Origin of the sequence: Apibacter raozihei, from assembly GCF_004014855.1 — a bacterium.
Taxonomy (GTDB): domain Bacteria; phylum Bacteroidota; class Bacteroidia; order Flavobacteriales; family Weeksellaceae; genus Apibacter; species Apibacter raozihei.
Genome location: NZ_CP034930.1, coordinates 411,737 through 432,409 on the forward strand (window position 1 = coordinate 411,737; position 20,673 = coordinate 432,409).

A 20,673-nucleotide genomic window follows, 5' to 3' on the forward strand; every position below is an offset into this window, starting at 1 on the left:
GATTATCATACTTATTATTCTGACATTCAATCAATATTTCTTGTTTTCTACTTAACTTTCAAATCTATCAACAGATACAAAAATATTTCTGGATGCAAAGACCTTATTCCATTGTTCAAGTGTGAATCTAAACCTATGAGAAGTTGTTAATATTATTGAAGCATTTGTTGCCTTAATAATTTTATTTAAGGATTCTACTGCAATATCTTTAAATATATAAAAACCATCATTTGAAACTTCAGGTTTCTTCCAAGAAGCTGCTGAAACCATTACTCCGTCAATATCCAATAAGATATGCATACACAAAGATATGTATTTTATGTATGTTATAAGTATAAATATATAAAAACCAGATTTTAAGCGAATATAAATTATTTCTTTTTGACAAAAAACTTGTTATAATTAAAAATGTATTAACTTTGTTTTTCAAAGTGCTTTATAAATTTAATTTCTTTTAAACAAAATATGATGAAACATAGAAATTTTACACACTATCTTATAGTACTAATAATCATAACTATATTAAAATTAATATATAAATATTCGGAAATGGATGATCTTCACTTTCTTCTGGAACCAACAAGCAAAATCGTCGGTTTCCTCAACAATTCATCTTCAATTTTTATCAAGGACGCCGGATATTACCACGAAAGTTTAAATATAATAATCAATAAATCCTGTTCCGGATTTAACTTTTTAATCTTATGTTTTGCTATCCATATATTCTCAATAATTCCTTTACTATATACTGCTCAACAGCGAGTGTATGCATTTTTCATATTGTTTGTAGGTAGTTATTTTTTAACGATAGTTATTAATTCTTGCCGAATAGTACTTATTATTTTACTAAATAAACTCTTGGTTGCTTACGGATTTTCCATCAACTGGATGCATCAGGCTGCCGGAACTTTTGTATATCTATTTTTCCTCATAGTTATTTACTTAACTTTTAATCACTTAATCGCTCGATTCGCTTTTATTAAATCAATGAAAAACGATGAAAAATTTGCTTAATCCTAAGTGGCTTTTGTTTATAAACAGCCTACCTGTAATTATATTGTTTATTCTTCTGAAAAATAACTATGATACAATTCTAAGCCTTCTTGATGAGTCATCAATAAAAACGGCTCATTATATAGGCACATTCTTATTACTCATAGGAATAGTAAATCTGATTTATGCACTATTCAGCATTTTCAAAAAAAAGAAAGTTTCTTTATATTGTGGTATTTTCTCACTTATAATCAATATTTTGTTTCTATATATTTTCACACAATACTTCAGGGATATTTTCCTGTTTTCAATTCCCCAATGGATGATTTCTGAATATATACAACTTTATCCCTGGACTTTTCTAATGCCTTCTCTTTTTTATTCTTTATTAGTAATTGTGCTACGACTTACACCTGAAAATAAAACTTACAGTGTTTGGCAAAGTTTTTTATATGCTGTACTGATTCCTGTTTTCTGGTTTTTAATTATTCAAGTAATTATTCCTCTACGACTAAATTTGCCTTACAATTTCAGCGAACATCTTACCATAGTCTTTATCATTGTTACTATACTTTTATTCTTTTTTTTACTGATACGGGGAATTTATATTCTTACCTTAAGAAAAAATGAACTATGGAAAAAATATGAATTACTATGGAAAATTCCTGTCGCTTTAATTTTACCTCTTCTAGGGTTGTATATTAATAATTCTGAATTTAAACATTGGAATTGGACCTTATTTAATCAAAAAGGAGGTATTTTTGGAGATTTCAATAGTCTATGGTTTTATATTCTGGCAATCATTAATGGATCTTTGATTTGTATTCCTGATGCAAAAAAAACCAACACCCGATTGCTTCTTTTTCTAGGAAAAAGTATAACCTTTGCTTATACCTTGTACTTTTTTCTAGTATTTATTCCTTTTCTCCCTTTATCCATATTTGCTATAGTCATTTTGGGTCTCGGTTTTTTACTACTCACTCCTCTTATTTTATTTATTCTCTATATTCATGAACTATCTAAAGATTTCCTATTTCTACAACAATATTATTCAAAAAATATTCTTCGAATAACTTCTTTCTTAGCATTCTTACTCATACCCACATTCATTACTATTGTTTACCTAAACGACCGTAAAAATCTAAATGAAGCACTAGATTATGTATATCATCCGGATTATTCACAAGAATACTCTATTGATACTCAATCTTTATCTAAATCACTTCAAACAATCAAGTATTATAAACAAAAAAACAACAATACATTACTAAGTACTAGCAATATACCCTATTTATCTTCTTATTTTAATTGGTTGGTATTAGATAATCTTACACTTAGTGATACTAAAATCGATTATTTAGAACAAATATTTTTCGGATATAATAAAGATGAAAACAGGGGTATTGCACAAAACACTTTTATCCCTACTCTATCTAAAGACTCTGTAAAAATTTCAAATATTGAAGTCAAGAGCCATTTTGATATTCAACAAAAAGCATGGAAAAGCTCAGTTGACTTTAAAATTACCAATTATACAAATTCTAGAACGGCAGAATACCAAACCTTTTTTGAACTTCCAGCTGGTTGTTGGATAAGTAATTATTATCTATATGTAAACGATCGAAAAGAATCAGGGATTTTAGCTGAAAAAAAATCTGCTTTATGGGTTTATTCGCAAATTGTTAATTATAGACAAGATCCGGGGATTTTGTATTATCTTACAGGAAATAAAATTGCTTTTCGGGTTTTTCCATTTTTAGAAAATGAAACACGAAAAACAGGGATAGAGTTTATACATAAGGACCCCATACAATTGTCTATTGACGGACATGCTATTCAGTTAGGGAAAGTTCAGTATAACAACCAACTTATTGAAAGTGCTAATAAAAATATTCTATACATTCCTGCCGAAAGAAAACAGTTTCTTTCTAAGGTGCAAAGAAAACCTTATTATCATTTTATTATTGATATTTCCTCGGACAGCAAACAGGCTAAAAACAACTATATACAAAGAATTGAATCTTTGCTTTCCAGAAATTATTTAGACGTATCTAAGACTCGAATATCTTTAGTAAACAGCTATATTTCTCCAGTATATTCTGCTAATGATAATTGGCCAAATGTCCTAAAAAATGAACATAATAAAGGGGGATTTTTTTTAGACAGGGCTATTAAGAGTCTTCTTGTTAATACTTACCTGAAAACAGAAGAAATATATCCTATCATAGTGATAGTTACAGACAGTTTAGAAAATGCTATTATTGAAAATAATTTCGCAGATCTATCTTTTACTTTTCCTGAAAGTTCTATTTTTTATCATTTAGATAAAAATGGAGTTTTAAATTCCCATTCATTAATTTCAAATCCTAAAATTATCTTAGAAAGAAATATTTATCCTGATTTTACCGCTGAAGTACTTGCTTACCCAAACGTTGAAAAACCGATTGGTTATTTGACAGATGATGATTCTGCCTGCTATTTATTAAAGAAAGAAATGATTTCACTTAATGAAGCTGAACTTAAAGCAAAAGACTGGAACTCTTCTCTGGAGATCCAAGGAGTGTGGATGTCACAGATAATAAACCCTAAAGCATTTAAAGAAAACTCGACTCAACTTGTAAAATACAGCTTTCTCGCTAAAATTATGAACCCCGCCACCTCTTTTATAGTTGTAGAAAACGAGGCTCAAAAAGCAGTATTGAAAAATAAACAAAATCAGGTATTAAAATCAAACCAAGCTCTTGACTTTGATGATGAAACCGAACGTATGAGCGAACCAGGAATCATTTTACTTTTTATTTTTCTATTAATTTTTATATTGATCAAAAAAAAGAAAGTCAGACTCAATTGAGTCTGACTTTCTTTTTTATTGCATAAATGTTTATCTATAAATTTTCAATAATAATAGCACTCGCTCCTCCTCCTCCATTGCAGATAGCTGCAGCTCCGTATCGGGCATTATTTTGCTTTAACACATTGATAAGAGTAACTATTATACGGGAACCACTATTTCCTAATGGATGCCCTAATGATACAGCTCCTCCATTTACATTAACCTTTTCAGAATTTAAATTCAGCAGATGTGTATTTGCCAAACCTACTACAGAGAAAGCTTCATTAAATTCAAAATAATCTATATCTTCTAATGACAAGTCGGCTTTTTTAAGAGCTACAGGAATTGCTTTGGAAGGAGCTATAGTAAATTTATCGGGCGCACACGATGCATCGCCGTATCCAACTATTTTAGCTAAAGGCTTTAAATTTAATTCCTTTGCTTTTTCCGCAGTCATTAAAACTAACGCAGAAGCACCGTCATTTAATGTTGACGCATTGGCTGCTGTAACCGTTCCTTCTTTTTGAAAAGCTGCCGATAGTTGTTTTAATTTTTCAAAATTAACATTTTTATATTCTTCGTCTTCAGACACAATCACAGGTTCTTTCTTTTTCTGAGGTACAGTTACAGGAATTACCTCTTCATTAAAACATCCGTTATCCCAGGCATTTTTAGACCTCGTATAAGAAGCAATTGCAAACTCATCCTGTTCTTCTCTTGTAAAATTATATTCTGTAGCACAGGCATCAGCAAACATACCCATATGAAGCTGGTCATATACATCTACCAATCCGTCTTTCAACAAACCATCTATCATTTTTTGGTCTCCAAATTTATTACCGGTTCTGCCATTAGTAACATAGTAGGGAACATTTGACATTGATTCCATTCCTCCGGCAACTACAATTTCGTTATCTTCAGACTGAATAGATTGAGCTCCGATAATAACAGCTTTCATTCCTGAGGCACAAACTTTATTAACAGCAGTACATGGAACCGTATCCGGTATTCCTGCAATTAAAGAAGCTTGTTTTGCAGGAGCTTGTCCCAGATTAGCCTGCATGACATTGCCCATAAAAACTTCCTGAACCAACGATTTATTTAATTGTATTTTATTTAATGCACCTTCTATAGCTACTGCTCCCAGTTGAGTCGCTGAAAGAGAAGACAAACTTCCTAGAAAACTTCCAATTGGAGTTCGTACAGCTGATACGATAACAATATCTTTTTTCATTTTTATTACTTATTTTACCAATTTTTGAGAATAGTTATAACAAATATACAGTATTTAATCAGAAATAAGTAGTACTATTATTAAGAACTCAAAGGTTTACATAACTTATTTTACTCTATTTGATTTTAATTATGAATTTTAATCCTATTGAATTTGTTCTCTAAATTGATTAAGTAAACTTAAAATGGTTCACCACTAAAAAAGAAAATTTTAAATATAAAATAGATCAAAAAATATATAGCGATTCAGATAAAAAATCTTTGATTTATGAATCTATAATTTTATAAATTTATAGTCAGTAACTTAAAATACATAAATAAATGGATCATTTACATATTGACTGGTCACAACTGCCAACGTATAATACAATTATGGCATTATTCTCCGGAGCTTCTTTGATTTCTGTTGCTCATACTGGTAAAAAAATGTTAACCGGGGAAGTAAACCCTAAAGGGTGGAGCATTAATTTTTTTGTATTAGGATTTGTTCTTACTTTAACCGGAGCTCATATGACACTTACCTGGCCGCTAGCTAGATATTTCCCATTCGATAATATCATTTTTGGAGAACCAGTTCTAGCCCTTGGTGTTCTAAATTTAGTACTTTCTTTTCTCTTTTGGAACAAAGCGGATGAGATACTTCACAGTATTTATCCTTTGCAATATATTTGTAAACTTTTATCTCCTCTAAAAATTATTTTCTATGGATTAGGCTTGATGTTAATTAGTATCAGCATAGCGGGTGTAAATTTTGAATTCTTTGCAGCTCCTAAAGAAGAACCTGTATCAGGATATTTTGCAGACTATCCATGGCTGGAGGCCTGGGGATTATCTTCTGTTTTCTTTGGAGTGGGTATAGCCGCTTTTTTATCTGCTTATTTTATTACTCATTATCAAAAGCAAACAATACAAACCAGCTGGATTGCAATGTTGAATTATCGCTCTTAATGTTACGGGATGGTTCTTCCTGATTTTCGGGGCATTAAACTATTATACTCATATTGGATTAATTCTGAAAACCGGCCAATGATAAAATATTTTTTTTATTTAAAATATAAATATCAATAAATTAAAATATTTTATTTTCAGTAATTATTGAAAGTTTAGAATTTTTCGTATATTTGATTCATGGAATTAAATGAAGCAAAAGAAAAATATATCAAGACTTGGGGAACTTTAGCCTCACAATGGGGTACTAACAGAACCATGGCCCAGATTCATGCACTTTTACTTATAAGTTCCAAAGTCTTATCTACAGAAGAAATAATGTTAGAGCTTAAAATATCCAGAGGGAATGCTAATACAAATATTAGGTCTTTGATGGATTGGGGACTCGTAAAAAAAGAATTGATTGCTGGAGACAGGAAAGAATATTTTAAGGCGGAAAAAGACGCTCTTGAAATGTTTAAGCGAATAGTTAAGGAACGTAAGAAAAGAGAATTAGAATCAATCATTCAGACTATGGATGAACTTCAAATCATTGATGATCAATCAGAGGAAGGAAAAGAGTTTAAAAAGGTTATTGGAGATATTCATAGCGTTACTAAGAAGTCTAACCGTATTATTGAAATAATATTGAAACTAGACAATCACTGGCTTTTTGAAAGAGTAGTAAAAATACTCAAATAAATTAATTTATTTAACATTAAATATTACATTATGAGCTTTTTAACCGCAGAATGGAGAAAACTAATTATGGCAAATTATATAATTCCTAAAGAATTAGTTACTCCTTATCTTCCTAAAGGAACAGAAATAGACACCTGGAATAACAACTGCTACGTAAGTTTGGTTGGCTTTATGTTTTTAAACACTAAAGTTTTAGGTATAAAAATACCTTATCACATTAACTTTGAAGAAGTAAACTTACGTTTTTATGTAAAACGCAAAGAGGATAATTCAATAAAAAGAGGTGTTGTTTTTATAAAAGAAATTGTACCCAAAGCCGCTATAACGCTAGTAGCTAATAATTTATATAAAGAAAACTACGAAACACAAAAAATGAATCATCAATGGGATATTTCAGATAAATTAAATATTTCTTATCAATGGAAAGCTAAAAAAGAATGGCAAAGTATGGAAGTTACGGCATTGAATACACCACAAATTATGGAGAAAAACTCTGAAGCTGAATTTATAGCTGAACATTATTGGGGATACGCAGAAATTAACAAAAATAAAACCATGGAATACGAAGTGACTCACCCCAGATGGAAAACTTACCCTATAGAAAACTATTCTATTCAAGTTGATTTTACTAAAGTTTACGGCAATGAGTTTGCCCTGCTGAATTCTATACAACCAGCATCTGTATTTCTTATTGAAGGTTCTGAAATTACAATAGAAAAAAATAAAATTACATCTTAGCTGGCTTAATAAATTTTGAATAACAGCCAATAACTATGGTCCCAATAAAAGCAACAAAAATAGGTGTAACTATCATATTTCCAATGGCTAATTTTTCAGGTTCCAGTACAAAGCGTATGCATGTAAAAATAATTGTCCATAGGATTAAAAAATGCCAATAATTATTTTCGGATTTTAAATTTAAACACTTATTATCAGGAAGAATTATTATTGACCAGCAAATCAGAATAGCTCCTAACAAAGTACTTATATGCTGAAGTAATTTATATACAGGAATATGAGAAACTTCTCCTTGTAAGATACTTAATTTAGTTACAAAATATCCATCAAAATGGGTAAATGCATCCCAGAACAAATGTGAAAATGTTCCTAACAAAATTGAAAAAATTACTTGAATTTTATGATTTTTCCAATATACAATCCAATTGAAAGATCTAAATTTATATACTTTTGATTTGATAAATAAAGGTAAATGATCTATCAAAGGGTTACGAATTAATTGATGATACAGAAAAGCAAACAACAAACATAAAGGTAAATCCATATAGAAAATCCCAGCCAGGGTATGACCTTGTTTACCTATCACCTGCATTGATATAAAATACTCAAAATCAGGGCTCATACTTCCCAACACTAACCCTGTAAATGAAAAATACTTACAGCTTTTCAAAGGTAAAATTAAAGCCGGATGGCTAAAAGTAAAGGGCATTTATTGTTCATCCATATTAATAACCAAAGCTTCTGACTTAGGCTGAGCTACACAAGTTAATATTTTACCTTCAGAAATATCTTCTTCTGTTAATATTAGATTTTCACCTAGTACTACATCTCCAGAAATTTTAATACATTGGCAGGTACCGCAAACTCCGCCTTTACAGGAGAACGGAGCATCAATCCCGCTGTCAAGAAGAGCATCCAGTAAAGAAGAACCATTATTTATCCAGTTCATACTACGGGTTTCACCTTCATAAGTGTACGTAACTTTTACCTCTTTCACTGTAGATCTTTGAATTTGTTCATCATAAAAAACTTTCTCAATTGGCTCATATAATTCGTAATGAATATTTTTCTTGGGAATCCCATTCCCATAGATAGCATTAGCCAGAGTAACTATCATCTCTTTGGGGCCACAAATCAAAGCTTCATCCACCTCATCCCAATCCATGATTTGATTAATGATTAGCTCAACTTTGTGTTCATCTAAAATTCCTTTATATAATTTATCTTTAATATCTTGTTCAGAGTAGAAATGGTGAAGAAAAAAATTTTCAGGATAAGCCTGATGCAATTCTTCTAGCTCATGCTTAAAAATAACTTCTTTTTCGTGAGAATTACCATAGAACAAATAAAAATTAACTCCTTTTTCCTTATAGAGTGTATCTTTAATTATACTCATGATAGGAGTAATACCACTGCCTGCAGAAAAAGCTACAATAGTCCTTTTTTCATTGGGACGGGAAGGTATTCCAAAAGTTCCCATAGGGGCAGAAACGTTTAAAAATGTGCCATTTCTCACATTATCCTGAATATATCCCGACACTAGAGAATGAGAAGTTTTTTTGACTGCTATGGATATATAATTTTCATACGGTGCCGTACATATAGAATACTCCCGCTCTATTATTTCTCCATCAATAGTAAATTGAAATCTTAAAAACTGACCGGGCTTCCATATAAATACATGTTTTAAATGCTCCGGAACTAATAGGTCAATTTGTAAAGTACTTGAAGTCAACTTTTTTACATTATGTACTACTAACGAATAAAATTTCATAATTTAACTAAACATTTTCTTTATCCGCTAAAATTAACTATAAAAACAGGTAACAATCAACAAATAATAATTAAGTTTTTAAATAAGTCTATAAATGATACATAAAGTTAACATCTGCATCTTATTAATTCTGAGAAGGCATATCCTCTATTGAGATAATACTATCTACAATATATTTGGTATATCCTCTCCAAGGCAAAGCTCCAAAATATTCTTTATAATGTAATTTTACATCCTTTCCTGTAACACTCATTAATTTTTGTGCCAATTCTTTATTTTTTATTGAAAATTCAAATTCATTGGACTGAACACCCCCTGAAACCGGAGATTTGAACCCTGTCTGAATTAGCTTTCCTTCGTAGGTTTTAAAGAATATTCCTTTATGCATAACATAATTTAATTGGCCTGCTTTGACGCTACTATCTCCATAAGGAAGATAAAAGTACACAAAAAAAGCTCCTATGCTTACAATGATAATTCCAACTATTATTTTTATTATAGTACTTTTCCAAGTACCCGACTTTTTTTCCATATTATATTTTTAAAAGTATTTAACACAAAATTCCTGCTATTTTTATTGATAAATAAATAAAATGCAAGATAAGAAATATACTAACTTCTTTAATTCTTTTTAGACGACTATAAAGTAATAAAAAAGTAGCTTTGAAGAGTTATGGAAGTAGCTACCATATATTATATATTTTGTTGTAAAATCACAGCTCAACACCTTTTATAAAACATTGCAATTTATTTATATACAATATAACCAGAATTATCATTTAATATGGCATTACCTACTTGACAATTGCAAGAGATTGAGTTTTAACTGTAAGTTCATCATCATCAAAAACGCTGTATCGGATAATCACATTACCTTCTTTCTGCTTATCTACCTCTATGGGTACTACTCCATTTTCCCATTGACTACAATGCGTAGAAAATGGCTCAACTGCATACACCCAAGCTCCGTTTTTAAATGTCCAGACATAATAACTATGCCAACAACTGGTAAACCACTCAGGCAAAAATCCAATCTCATCACTCCCATTATTATTTAGATCGCCTTCGTTAACCAAGGTTCCACCAATACAATTTTTAACGGGTATTGAGGGTAAGTCCTGAGTTGAAAAACGTATGTAGCAAATGCACTCTCCTAAACAATCGGCTTCTTCTTCTTTGATTTGAGGCTTTTCTATCCACATATATTCTGACAGACCATCTCCATTGTAATCACCCTTAACCGCATTTTTAGGAATACGATTCTCTCTGTTTGAATGTTCCTTACCCAAAACTTTATCCGTAAGTAAATCGCCCTCTACTTTAATTTTCCAGTTTTTACCTGCTTTTTTAAAAATCAGATAGGAAGGATATTTAAGTTTCTTACCTCTAATTACCACTTCTTTTTCAAAACTGCATTTAACTTCATTATCATTTAAGTTTTCCAGACTGATATCATTTACAATAATTTGATTAAAATCAGGATATTTTCTAAAAAAAATCAATTTATCCTCTATACACGAATTTTTATCTTTATATGCCCCATAATACATCACAGAATCTGAATACAGAGCGGCAAATATCCCTACATCTTTCAAAATATGAGCTCTATTCCAGTTCCAAACCAGATGATTAAAATCAATTTGCTGATTCACTTCTTCTGCTATAGTTTCTTTATTTTTTGATTTACACCCTATCATTATAAGCTGTAAGAATATTAACAACCATATAGCGGATATATATCTATATTCTTTATTAATTTTATACTTTTTCATTATCAGATTAAAAAAAACTATACTAGTCTTATTTTATTTAACTATAAACAAAAATAAGAACTCAAATCAATTAATCATAATTAATTATAAAAATAATTGATTAAATTTTTATTGTTAAAAAATATTGAGAAAAAATTCAACTAACTGCTTAGATTTTACCCCTGTAATTTAAGGAATCAATTACTTTATATTCGTTATGATTTTGATCATAATAAAAGTAAATATGATGCATCCCATTAGTAAGCATTAAGAAATCAGCTTTTATTTGTAAATTATATCGGGCTGCCTGTTCAAAAGTTTCACGAGTCAACAATATTTCCGGAGCTTTACATTCTACCAGTAACCATGGCTGTAATTTATTATTTATTAAAATGTCTATACGCTTGGTTTGCCTGTTAAGCTCTATTTTCTTTTCAATTACAAATGCTGAATCTGTAATTTGATTTTGTTTTTTTAAAAAACGAATCGTGTGTTGTCTCACCCATTCTTCAGGTGTCAGGATTAACCATTTTTTCCTAACTTCGTCAAAAATATACCAAAGAGAATTACTCTCTTTGATTTGAAATTTATACTTTTCAGGAAAATTTAAAATTGGCAGTTCCATTATTCTGATTATGAAAGAATACAATAATTTGGTCAAAGATATTAAAAACAAAAAGTTTTTACCTATTTATTTTTTAGAAGGCGAAGAACCTTTTTATATAGACAAAATAAGTACCCTTCTTGAAGAAAATGTATTAAATGAGGACGAGAAAGCCTTTAACCAGAATATTATATACGGCACGGAATCCGATTTGGATCAGATTATTTCTCTGGCCAAGCAGTTCCCTATGGGATCTGATAAACAACTGGTTATAATTAAAGAGGCAAAGGGGCTTGCCTTTGATAAATCAGATACTTTTGAAAATTACATAAAAAACCCTCAGCCTTCCACCGTGTTGGCTATCAATTATAAATATAAATCGCTTGACAAAAGAAAATCCTTAACCAAATTACTTAATAAACAAGGATACCTATTTTCCAGCGAGAAGCTTTATGACAATCAGGTTCCTGCATGGATAGGCTCTTTATGCCAGTCATTAGGGTTGGACATTGATGAGAAATCAAAAGCACTTCTTTCTGAGTTTTTAGGAACTGACCTTTCCCGCATTGATAATGAAATACATAAGCTAAAGCTTATACTGGGAAATTCAAATAAAATTACTCCGGAAATAATCGAACGTAACATTGGAATAAGCAAAGAATATAATAACTTTGAATTAAGGAAAGCCATAGTAGAAAAAAATTTAAGCCAGGTGTATAAGATTGTGGATTATTTTGAAAAAAACCCAAAAGCAAATCCTATTGTATTAACTTTTGGAACCTTAATTAGTCTTTTTACCAATATTCTTATTGTACATACGCTTCCAATTAAAACACCTCAAAATATAGCGAAAGAATTAAGAATCAATCCTTTTTTTGCCAATGAATATTTAACCGCCATTAAAAACTATTCGTTAAAAAAAACAACAGCCTGCATAGCTTTTTTGAGAGATGCAGATATGAAATCTAAGGGTGTGGATGTATCTTCACAAGCAACTACCAAAGACATACTAATGGAAATGCTTTACAAAATTTTACATTAAACACACGTATGAATTTACCTCAAAGCTCTCATAAAATCGGAATTATTGGATGCGGATGGCTTGGATTTCGTTTAGCTAAATATCTGTCTGCTCAATATGCTTTAACTGTTACTACCACGACTCCATCAAAAGTCCCTTTATTGAATAGTGAAGGTTTTTCATCTCATCTGCTGGATTTATCGAGCATTTTTTTTGAAAATAACACACATTTAAAAAATGAATTATCAGAAACGACTCATATAATTCTCAGCATTCCATTCTCTAAAAACGCCCTCTTGTCTGAGATAAAAATAAAAATTAAAAATTTACTTACTCTTTTAGAAGGATATAGGGGTATTGTTATTTTATTCAGCAGCATTGGCATATATCCGGATACAGGGCAACCCATATCAGAAGATACCATTGATCCTTGCTTATTAAATAAAAACCTACACTATGTCGAAAATTCTTTGCAAAGTGCTTTCTCTGATCTTTTAATTTTACGATTAGGAGGATTAATGGGCGATGATCGTTTCTTTTCAAAGTACTTTAAAAATAAGCCTATTCCCAATCCTTACAGCAGAGTCAATCACATTCATTATACTGATATCTGCAGGCTTGTGAAAAAATTGATTGAATATAATTACAATAAAAAAACTTACAATCTGGTTGCTCCTTTACACCCAACCAAAGTTGAGTTATTTAATTTCCAAATGAATAAAAAAGAAAATGATATTGTTCAATCAGAAAATACTTTTCAATCCGGAAAAATCGTTTCTTCAGAAAAAATAACTACGGAATTAAACTATCAATTTACTTATCCGGATCCACTTAACTTCAAATAATATACATATAATTTCATCACAGAAATAAGTTGATGTTTTTGTCCCCTAATAAAGATTTAATATAAAGCATTGCGGTTTACGAAATTAATTGTGTACATGTAAAATATTAGTATATTTACTGAGAACACAAATAATTTAAAATCACATGTCCGAGTTAAAAATCATAGCAGGAATCCTTTTAAAACCTGAACATAAAGAAGAAGTAAAAAAAGCACTTTTTACTATTGTTGACGAAAGCAGAAAAGAAGAAGGAAATATATCTTACGATCTTCATCAAGACACCAAAGAACCTCTTAAGTATATATTTATAGAAGTCTGGAAATCTCAGCAAGCTATTGACTCACACAATACAAGTATCCATTTTCGAAATTTCGTCAAAAGTATAGAAGGTAAATTTGATAGCCTTGAAATAGATATTATAAAAAAAGTATATTAAACAAAAAACCTAATCAGTAAGTAAATAAAATCGGATTTTAATTTAAGAGTTGATAAACAAATACGAGACAAAAATATATTTATTTATAATATTTTTATCAGATTAGTATGGCCATTTAATATTTTTTTATACATTTGTATACAAATAAAGAAAGAAATGACTTTTACACATTTACATCATCATCATTTAAGATCTTGCAAGCAGGCGAGCTAGATGTTGATTTTGTATATGTAATAACAAAATAGATAAATAAAAACCGCCTGAGTAATCCGGCGGTTTTTTTATTGGGGATTATTCAGGTCTAAAAAAATACAGAAAAATGAACAAACTGAAAATTGCTATTCAGAAAAGCGGTCGCCTAAGTGATAAATCTCTGGAATTACTAAGAGAATGTGGTATCAAAATATCTAATGGAAATCAAAAACTTAAGACGGTATCTTCCAATTTTCCCATTGAAATACTTTTTTTACGTGATGATGATATTCCGCAGTATGTTGAACAAAACGTTGCTGATGTCGGAATATTAGGTGAAAACGAAGTTTGGGAAAAAGAACGAAAAGTGGAAACCATAAAAAAAGTGGGTTTTGGAAATTGCAGGTTATCTTTAGCTATTCCTAAAGATGAAAACTATACCGGCATTTCCTATTTTAATCACAAAAAAATTGCTACCAGCTATCCTAAAATTTTAAGTAAATTCTGCAAAGAAAATAACCTGAATGTAGAAATTGAAGAGATAAGCGGAAGCGTTGAAATAGCACCCGGTATAGGACTTGCCAATTGTATTTTCGATATTGTTAGCACCGGTAGCACTCTCTTAATGAATGGATTAAAAGAGGTTGAAACTATTACAGAAAGTGAAGCTGTCATCATTAAATCTACTAATCTTTCCAACGAAAAACAGCAAATACTGAATCAATTACTTTTCAGAATTCAATCGGTGCTATATTCAAGAGAAAATAAATACATACTGCTTAATGCACCCAATGATAAAATAAAAGATATTATTTCTCTACTTCCCGGAATGAGAAGTCCGACAGTTCTACCTTTGGCTGAAGAAGGCTGGAGCAGTATCCATTCGGTAATTAAAGAAGATGATTTCTGGGAAATTATTGATCAGCTCAAAGAAATAGGTGCACAGGGAATTTTAGTTATTCCGATTGAAAAAATGATTCTTTAATTGATGCTTTTAAATTCATAAATAATGAAAATTGTAAATTATCCCGATAAAGAAGTATGGACCGATTTAACAAAGCGGCCGGAAAATGAAAAAAAATTTTTACAGGAAACCGTACAAAATATATTTTCTGAAGTTGAAAAAGACGGAGATTCTGCATTACTAAAATTTACTCTTCAATTTGATCAGGCAGAAATTAATGAAATTAAAGTAAATCAGACAGAATTTACTGAAGCAGAAAAATTAGTGTCTGTAGAACTTAAAGAAGCAATTAAACAAGCTATTCTAAATATAGAAAAATTTCATAGTTCGCAACAGGAAAAACCTAAAACTATTGAAACCCAATCAGGAGTTGAATGTTGGAGAGAATCCAGGGCAATAGAGAAAGTAGGCTTATATATACCCGGAGGAAGTGCTCCCCTGTTTTCCACCGTATTAATGTTGGGGATTCCGGCAAAACTGGCTGGATGCAAACAAATAATTTTATGTACCCCTCCGGACAAAAACGGAAATATTCATCCCGCTATCCTATTCGCTGCACAATCTGTCGGAATTTCGGAAGTTTACAAAGTTGGTGGAATACAAGCTATTGCAGCACTTACTTTAGGCACCGAATCCATACCTTCTGTATATAAAATATTTGGACCCGGAAACCAATATGTTACCGCAGCCAAACAATACGCTCAGGAATTTAAAGTCTGCATTGACCTTCCCGCTGGTCCGAGTGAAGTATTGGTGATTGCCGATTCTCAGGCAAACCCGGAATTCGTTGCGGCAGATTTACTTTCTCAGGCAGAACATGGTGCAGACAGCCAGGTTATTCTCCTGAGTACTGATGAATCAATCTTAAAGCAAACCGTAAATGCTGTAACAACTCAGTTAGAAAAACTCCCACGAAAAGAAGTTACACAAAAAGCACTCAATAACAGTAGGGGAATTTTATTTAGTTCTTTAGATGAATGTTTCAATTTCAGCAATTTATATGCTCCCGAACATTTAATTTTAGCTATTGGTAAAGCTAAAGAATATACACAGAAAATAGAAAATGCGGGGTCTGTTTTTTTAGGAAATTACAGTTGTGAAAGTGCCGGTGACTATGCAAGCGGAACCAATCATACCCTTCCCACCAATGGATATGCCCGAAATTATAGCGGAGTTTCTTTGGATAGTTTTATTAAAAAAATAACTTTTCAGGAATTGAGTAGAGAGGGACTTCTGAATATTGGACAAACCATTGAACTAATGGCAGAGGCAGAAGAACTATTTGCTCATAAAAATGCGGTAAGCATAAGATTAAAAACTTTAAAATAAACTATTATATTAACTTTAATTCAAGATGAGAGATATAAAAAAATTAGCCCGCCCCAATGTTATCGCTATGCAACCCTACTCTTCTGCACGAGATGAGTCCGGCGGTGTAGAGGGTATTTTTCTAGATGCCAATGAAAATCCTTTTGGGGAAAACAACCGATATCCCGATCCTTATCAACAGCAACTCAAACAAAAATTAAGTCAGGTTAAAAATATTTCTCCCGATAAGATTTTTGTAGGTAATGGAAGTGATGAAATTATTGATCATATTTATCGGGTTTTTTGTAATCCCGGAAAAGACAAAGTTATGTTTTTCAGCCCTACCTTCGGAATGTATCAGGTTGCCGCAGAACTTAACGAAGTAGAGATTATAGACATTCCCTTAACTTCCGATTTTCAAATTAATTTAGAGGAAGCTCAAAAATATTTTGCAGACCCTCACTTAAAAGTAATAGTAATTTGTACCCCTAACAATCCTACCGGAAATAACATCAATCCTAAAGACATTGATTTTATTTTAGATAATTTTAAGGGAATTATTGCGATTGATGAAGCTTATATTGAATTTACCGATCAAAATTCCTATTTAGATAAAGTAAACAATTTTCCGAATCTTATTATTTTCCAAACTTTAAGTAAAGCTTGGGGTATTGCGGGTGCCCGCGTAGGAATGGCCTATGCTAATCCAGAAATTATTCAGTTATTAAATAAAGTAAAGCATCCGTATAATATTAGTGTTTTAAATCAAAAAGCAGCGTTAGAGTCGTTAAGCCATAAGGAAGAGTTCGAAAAAAGAAAAAAAATAATTCTTGACGAAAAGGAAAAAATACGTCAAGAACTTGAGAAGTTATCTATGGTTACTAAAATATTTCCTTCGGATACGAATTTTTTTCTGGTTGAGTTTACCGATGCCAATCAAGTTTTTCAGAAACTTCTAGACCAGGCTATAGTGGTTAGAAATCAATCTTCTAAAATTAAAAACTGCCTGCGAATCACAGTAGGATCTCCTGAAGAGAATGAAAAATTAATTGCTGCTTTAAAAAAACTAAACTAACTGACTATGAAAAAAGTATTATTTATAGACCGGGACGGAACGTTGGTAATTGAACCTCCTGTAGATTATCAGCTGGATAGTCTGGAAAAACTTGAATTTTATCCGGGAGTATTCCAGAATTTAGCTAAAATTGCGACGGAAATGGATTATGAACTGGTTATGGTAACTAATCAGGATGGTTTAGGCACTGATTCTTTTCCGGAAGAAACTTTCTGGCCTGCACAAAATAAAATAATTCAGGCTTTTGAAAATGAAGGAATTAAATTTTCTGAAATTCTCATTGATAAAAGCTTTGAACATGAAAATCTTCCTACCCGAAAACCTGAAACCGGAATGCTCACGCATTATATAAAAGGAAATTACGATTTAGCCAATTCATATGTGATCGGAGATCGTCTTACGGATGTTCAGCTGGCAAAAAATCTAGGGTCAAAATCCATTTATATGGGGAATGAAAAAAATTCGGAAGCTACATTACAAACTCAAAACTGGGCGGAAATTTATCAGTTTCTTAAAAAACAACCTCGTAAAGGAAAGGTAGTACGAAATACCAACGAAACCAAAATATCAGTAGAAATAAATCTGGATGGTTCCGGAAAAAGTTCTATTCATACCGGTTTAGGATTCTATGATCATATGCTGGAACAAATTGCCAAACATGGAAACATGGACTTATACATACAAGTTAATGGCGATTTATACGTAGATGAGCATCACACGATTGAAGATACAGGGATTGCCTTAGGAGAAGCTATTCTACAAGCATTAGGTAGTAAAAAAGGTATTGAGCGCTATGGATTTCTTCTACCAATGGATGATTGTCTGGCACAGGTAGGCATTGATTTTGGGGGACGCCCGTGGATTGTCTGGGATGCTGAATTTAAACGCGAAAAAATTGGCGAACTTCCTACGGAAATGTTCTATCATTTCTTTAAGTCTTTTAGTGATAATGCCAAATGCAATCTGAATATAAAAGCAGAAGGTGAAAATGAACATCATAAAATAGAAGCTATATTTAAGGCTTTTGCCAAATCAATAAAGATGGCTGTAAAACAAACCGATGATAATTTTTCCTTACCCAGCACCAAAGGGGTATTATAATTAAATCCAAAATTCATGATAGCTATAATCAAGTATAACGCCGGAAACATCAAATCTGTACAAAATGCGCTTTCCCGATTAGGGGTTGAATCGGTAGTTACAGACGATGAAAAAACCATTCGGAATGCCGATAAAATTATCTTTCCAGGAGTTGGAGAAGCCGGTAGTGCCATGTCTTACTTACGGGAAAGAGGTATGGATACTTTAATTCGATCTCTTACCCAACCTTTCTTGGGAATTTGCTTAGGTCAGCAATTAATGTGTAAACATTCCGAAGAAGGAAATACGGACTGCCTGGACATTTTTGAGGTAGAAGTACGAAAATTTCCACCCACGGATATTGTTCCGCACATGGGCTGGAATACCATTTGTGATTTGAGGAGCGAAATTTTTAAAAATAATTCTGAAAATGAAGATGTTTACTTTGTACATAGTTATTATGCCGATATATGCATAAATACGGCAGCAACATGTAATTACATTTTACCATTTAGCGCTGCCCTGCATAAAAATAATTTTTATGCCACCCAGTTTCATCCGGAAAAATCCGCCGATGTGGGAGAAAAAATACTGAAAAGTTTTGTTGCATTATAACAGAAATAAAACCAATATTTAATAAATCCATATTTAGAATCTTTTATTATGAGAATTATACCCGCCATTGATATAATTAACGGTAAGTGCGTACGACTCACCAAAGGTGATTATTCTACGGAAAAAATATACAGGGAAGATCCTTTAGATGCTGCCAAAGAATTTGAAGATGCTGGAATCAGCTATTTGCATCTAGTTGATTTGGACGGTGCAAAATCCAGCCGAATTATTAACTATAAAACCTTGTATAAAATAGCTTCTCAAACTTCTTTAAAAATTGATTTTGGAGGAGGGTTGAAAAGTGATGAGGATCTGAAAATAGCATTTGAAAACGGTGCTTCACAAATAACAGGCGGAAGTATTGCCGTAAAAAATTCTGAGATATTTAAATCCTGGCTGACAACCTACGGGAATGACAAGATTATTTTAGGAGCCGATTGTGATAATCGTATGATTGCCACTCAAGGTTGGCTGGAATCTTCATCTTTGGAGGTCACGGATTTTATTCAAAAATATGAAACCCTGGGGGTAAAATATGTAATTTGTACAGATATATCTAAAGACGGAATGTTGGAAGGTACGTCTAACGAACTATATAAGGAAATTTTAGATAAAACTTCTGTAAAACTTATTGCCAGCGGTGGGGTTTCTTCTATGGATGATTTATACACACTTAGAGAAATGGGATGCGAAGGTGCCATTGTAGGTAAAGCAATTTATGAAGGTAAAATCCGTATTCAGGATCTAAATTCATTTAATACGAAACAATAATTAGAATTAACAACTTAATACTCTTAGATTTTGCTAAAAAAACGTATTATACCCTGTCTGGACATAAAAAACGGAAGAACGGTTAAAGGAATCAATTTTGTTAGCCTTATTGATGCCGGAGATCCGGTAGAACTGGCAAAAGCGTATGTTAATCAGGGAGCCGATGAATTGGTATTCTTAGATATAACCGCTACGATAGAAAACCGCTCAACCTTATTACATCTGGTAGAAAGAATTGCTCATGAAATTAATATACCCTTTACCGTAGGTGGAGGAATTAATTCTGTCGATGATGTTTCTTCTCTTATAAAAGCTGGAGCCGATAAAGTAAGTATAAATTCTTCTGCTGTAAAAAGGCCTGAATTGATTTCTGAAATTGCCTCGCAATTTGGTAATCAGTGTGTAGTAGTAGCCATTGATACCAAACATGAAAATGACGGATGGAAAGTTTACACTCATGGCGGGCGTACTCCCACTCCTTTATTTACTATCGACTGGGCTAAAAAAGCGGAAGAATTAGGCGCAGGTGAAATACTGCTCACTTCCATGAACAATGATGGCACTAAAAATGGATTTGCTATTAATATAACCGGAGAAGTTGCCTCACAAGTCAATATACCAGTAATCGCTTCGGGAGGTGCAGGTAGCGAAGAACATTTTTCTGATATATTTATTCGAACAAGTGCATCGGCAGCACTTGCTGCCAGCATTTTTCATTTTAATGAAATTCCGATTCCCAGATTAAAAAGTTTCCTTGCTTATAAAAACATCCCGGTGCGTCAAAGCTAATAATGAATTGAAATAAAGATCT

22 protein-coding genes are annotated in these 20,673 nt (G+C 31.8%); 15 read left to right on the forward strand and 7 right to left on the reverse strand.

The window, feature by feature from the left end; all coding sequences use genetic code 11:
• Nucleotides 1-51: 51 nt before the first annotated feature.
• Nucleotides 52-300, reverse strand: a complete 249-nt coding sequence (locus EOV51_RS01880; protein WP_128149309.1) for an HAD domain-containing protein — start codon at nucleotides 298-300, stop codon at nucleotides 52-54.
• Between the two features lie 168 nt (nucleotides 301-468).
• Here EOV51_RS01880 and xrtK point away from each other — a divergent pair, with 168 nt between their 5' ends.
• Nucleotides 469-1,014: an exosortase K gene (gene xrtK, locus EOV51_RS01885; protein WP_228427798.1), complete on the forward strand. Its 546-nt coding sequence runs from the start codon at nucleotides 469-471 to the stop codon at nucleotides 1,012-1,014.
• Nucleotides 998-3,844 carry an MSEP-CTERM sorting domain-containing protein gene (locus EOV51_RS01890; RefSeq protein ID WP_128149313.1) on the forward strand — a complete coding sequence of 949 codons (2,847 nt, stop codon included), beginning with the start codon at nucleotides 998-1,000 and terminating at the stop codon, nucleotides 3,842-3,844. The genes xrtK and EOV51_RS01890 overlap by 17 nt, the downstream gene beginning before the upstream one ends.
• 34 nt (nucleotides 3,845-3,878) lie before the next feature.
• Here EOV51_RS01890 and EOV51_RS01895 read toward each other — a convergent pair whose 3' ends face one another.
• Nucleotides 3,879-5,060: an acetyl-CoA C-acyltransferase gene (locus EOV51_RS01895; protein ID WP_128149315.1), complete on the reverse strand. Its 1,182-nt coding sequence runs from the start codon at nucleotides 5,058-5,060 to the stop codon at nucleotides 3,879-3,881.
• Between the two features lie 320 nt (nucleotides 5,061-5,380).
• Between EOV51_RS01895 and EOV51_RS01900 the strand changes: the two genes are divergently transcribed.
• The 3 genes from EOV51_RS01900 to EOV51_RS01910 all read left to right on the forward strand — a co-directional run bounded on the left by EOV51_RS01900 (nucleotide 5,381) and on the right by EOV51_RS01910 (nucleotide 7,426).
• Nucleotides 5,381-6,007 (forward strand): DUF981 family protein, encoded by a 627-nt coding sequence (locus tag EOV51_RS01900; RefSeq protein ID WP_128149317.1) that lies wholly within the window; start codon nucleotides 5,381-5,383, stop codon nucleotides 6,005-6,007.
• Nucleotides 6,008-6,187: 180 nt separating this feature from the next.
• Nucleotides 6,188-6,688 carry a GbsR/MarR family transcriptional regulator gene (locus tag EOV51_RS01905; RefSeq protein ID WP_128149319.1) on the forward strand — a complete coding sequence of 167 codons (501 nt, stop codon included), beginning with the start codon at nucleotides 6,188-6,190 and terminating at the stop codon, nucleotides 6,686-6,688.
• Between the two features lie 30 nt (nucleotides 6,689-6,718).
• The gene (locus EOV51_RS01910; protein ID WP_128149321.1) at nucleotides 6,719-7,426 is read left to right on the forward strand and encodes a YqjF family protein; all 708 of its coding nucleotides are present in this window, start codon (nucleotides 6,719-6,721) and stop codon (nucleotides 7,424-7,426) included.
• Here the strand turns inward: EOV51_RS01910 and EOV51_RS01915 are convergent.
• From EOV51_RS01915 to EOV51_RS01935, 5 genes are all read right to left on the reverse strand, one after another.
• Nucleotides 7,416-8,135, reverse strand: coding sequence for a DUF4184 family protein (locus EOV51_RS01915; protein ID WP_128149323.1), 720 nt, complete (start codon nucleotides 8,133-8,135; stop codon nucleotides 7,416-7,418). The genes EOV51_RS01910 and EOV51_RS01915 overlap by 11 nt on opposite strands.
• Nucleotides 8,136-9,200: a 2Fe-2S iron-sulfur cluster-binding protein gene (locus tag EOV51_RS01920; protein WP_128149325.1), complete on the reverse strand. Its 1,065-nt coding sequence runs from the start codon at nucleotides 9,198-9,200 to the stop codon at nucleotides 8,136-8,138.
• A gap of 124 nt (nucleotides 9,201-9,324) precedes the next feature.
• Nucleotides 9,325-9,732 (reverse strand): hypothetical protein, encoded by a 408-nt coding sequence (locus EOV51_RS01925; RefSeq protein ID WP_128149327.1) that lies wholly within the window; start codon nucleotides 9,730-9,732, stop codon nucleotides 9,325-9,327.
• 262 nt (nucleotides 9,733-9,994) lie between these two features.
• The gene (locus EOV51_RS01930; protein ID WP_128149329.1) at nucleotides 9,995-10,972 is read right to left on the reverse strand and encodes a hypothetical protein; all 978 of its coding nucleotides are present in this window, start codon (nucleotides 10,970-10,972) and stop codon (nucleotides 9,995-9,997) included.
• Nucleotides 10,973-11,120: 148 nt separating this feature from the next.
• A complete protein-coding gene (locus EOV51_RS01935; RefSeq protein WP_128149332.1) occupies nucleotides 11,121-11,576 on the reverse strand; it encodes a type I restriction enzyme HsdR N-terminal domain-containing protein in 456 nt (151 codons plus the stop codon).
• 10 nt (nucleotides 11,577-11,586) lie between these two features.
• Here EOV51_RS01935 and holA point away from each other — a divergent pair, with 10 nt between their 5' ends.
• The 10 genes from holA to hisF all read left to right on the forward strand — a co-directional run bounded on the left by holA (nucleotide 11,587) and on the right by hisF (nucleotide 20,651).
• On the forward strand, nucleotides 11,587-12,597 hold the full coding sequence (gene holA, locus EOV51_RS01940) for a DNA polymerase III subunit delta (protein ID WP_128149334.1): 1,011 nt from the start codon (nucleotides 11,587-11,589) through the stop codon (nucleotides 12,595-12,597).
• Between the two features lie 8 nt (nucleotides 12,598-12,605).
• Nucleotides 12,606-13,421 carry a Rossmann-fold NAD(P)-binding domain-containing protein gene (locus EOV51_RS01945; protein WP_128149336.1) on the forward strand — a complete coding sequence of 272 codons (816 nt, stop codon included), beginning with the start codon at nucleotides 12,606-12,608 and terminating at the stop codon, nucleotides 13,419-13,421.
• Between the two features lie 145 nt (nucleotides 13,422-13,566).
• A complete protein-coding gene (locus EOV51_RS01950) occupies nucleotides 13,567-13,857 on the forward strand; it encodes a putative quinol monooxygenase (protein ID WP_128149338.1) in 291 nt (96 codons plus the stop codon).
• A 319-nt stretch (nucleotides 13,858-14,176) separates the two neighbouring features.
• Nucleotides 14,177-15,034, forward strand: coding sequence for an ATP phosphoribosyltransferase (gene hisG / locus EOV51_RS01955; protein WP_128149340.1), 858 nt, complete (start codon nucleotides 14,177-14,179; stop codon nucleotides 15,032-15,034).
• 24 nt (nucleotides 15,035-15,058) lie between these two features.
• Nucleotides 15,059-16,342 carry a histidinol dehydrogenase gene (hisD, locus tag EOV51_RS01960; RefSeq protein ID WP_128149342.1) on the forward strand — a complete coding sequence of 428 codons (1,284 nt, stop codon included), beginning with the start codon at nucleotides 15,059-15,061 and terminating at the stop codon, nucleotides 16,340-16,342.
• A gap of 25 nt (nucleotides 16,343-16,367) precedes the next feature.
• Entirely contained in the window at nucleotides 16,368-17,396 is a 1,029-nt protein-coding gene (gene hisC, locus EOV51_RS01965; protein WP_128149344.1) for a histidinol-phosphate transaminase, read from the forward strand.
• 6 nt (nucleotides 17,397-17,402) lie between these two features.
• Nucleotides 17,403-18,497, forward strand: a complete 1,095-nt coding sequence (hisB, locus tag EOV51_RS01970) for a bifunctional histidinol-phosphatase/imidazoleglycerol-phosphate dehydratase HisB (RefSeq protein WP_128149346.1) — start codon at nucleotides 17,403-17,405, stop codon at nucleotides 18,495-18,497.
• 15 nt (nucleotides 18,498-18,512) lie between these two features.
• The gene (gene hisH / locus EOV51_RS01975) at nucleotides 18,513-19,091 is read left to right on the forward strand and encodes an imidazole glycerol phosphate synthase subunit HisH (protein ID WP_128149348.1); all 579 of its coding nucleotides are present in this window, start codon (nucleotides 18,513-18,515) and stop codon (nucleotides 19,089-19,091) included.
• Nucleotides 19,092-19,139: 48 nt separating this feature from the next.
• Nucleotides 19,140-19,862, forward strand: a complete 723-nt coding sequence (hisA, locus tag EOV51_RS01980; protein ID WP_128149350.1) for a 1-(5-phosphoribosyl)-5-[(5-phosphoribosylamino)methylideneamino]imidazole-4-carboxamide isomerase — start codon at nucleotides 19,140-19,142, stop codon at nucleotides 19,860-19,862.
• A 30-nt stretch (nucleotides 19,863-19,892) separates the two neighbouring features.
• Nucleotides 19,893-20,651 (forward strand): imidazole glycerol phosphate synthase subunit HisF, encoded by a 759-nt coding sequence (gene hisF / locus EOV51_RS01985; RefSeq protein ID WP_128149352.1) that lies wholly within the window; start codon nucleotides 19,893-19,895, stop codon nucleotides 20,649-20,651.
• Nucleotides 20,652-20,673: the final 22 nt, after the last annotated feature.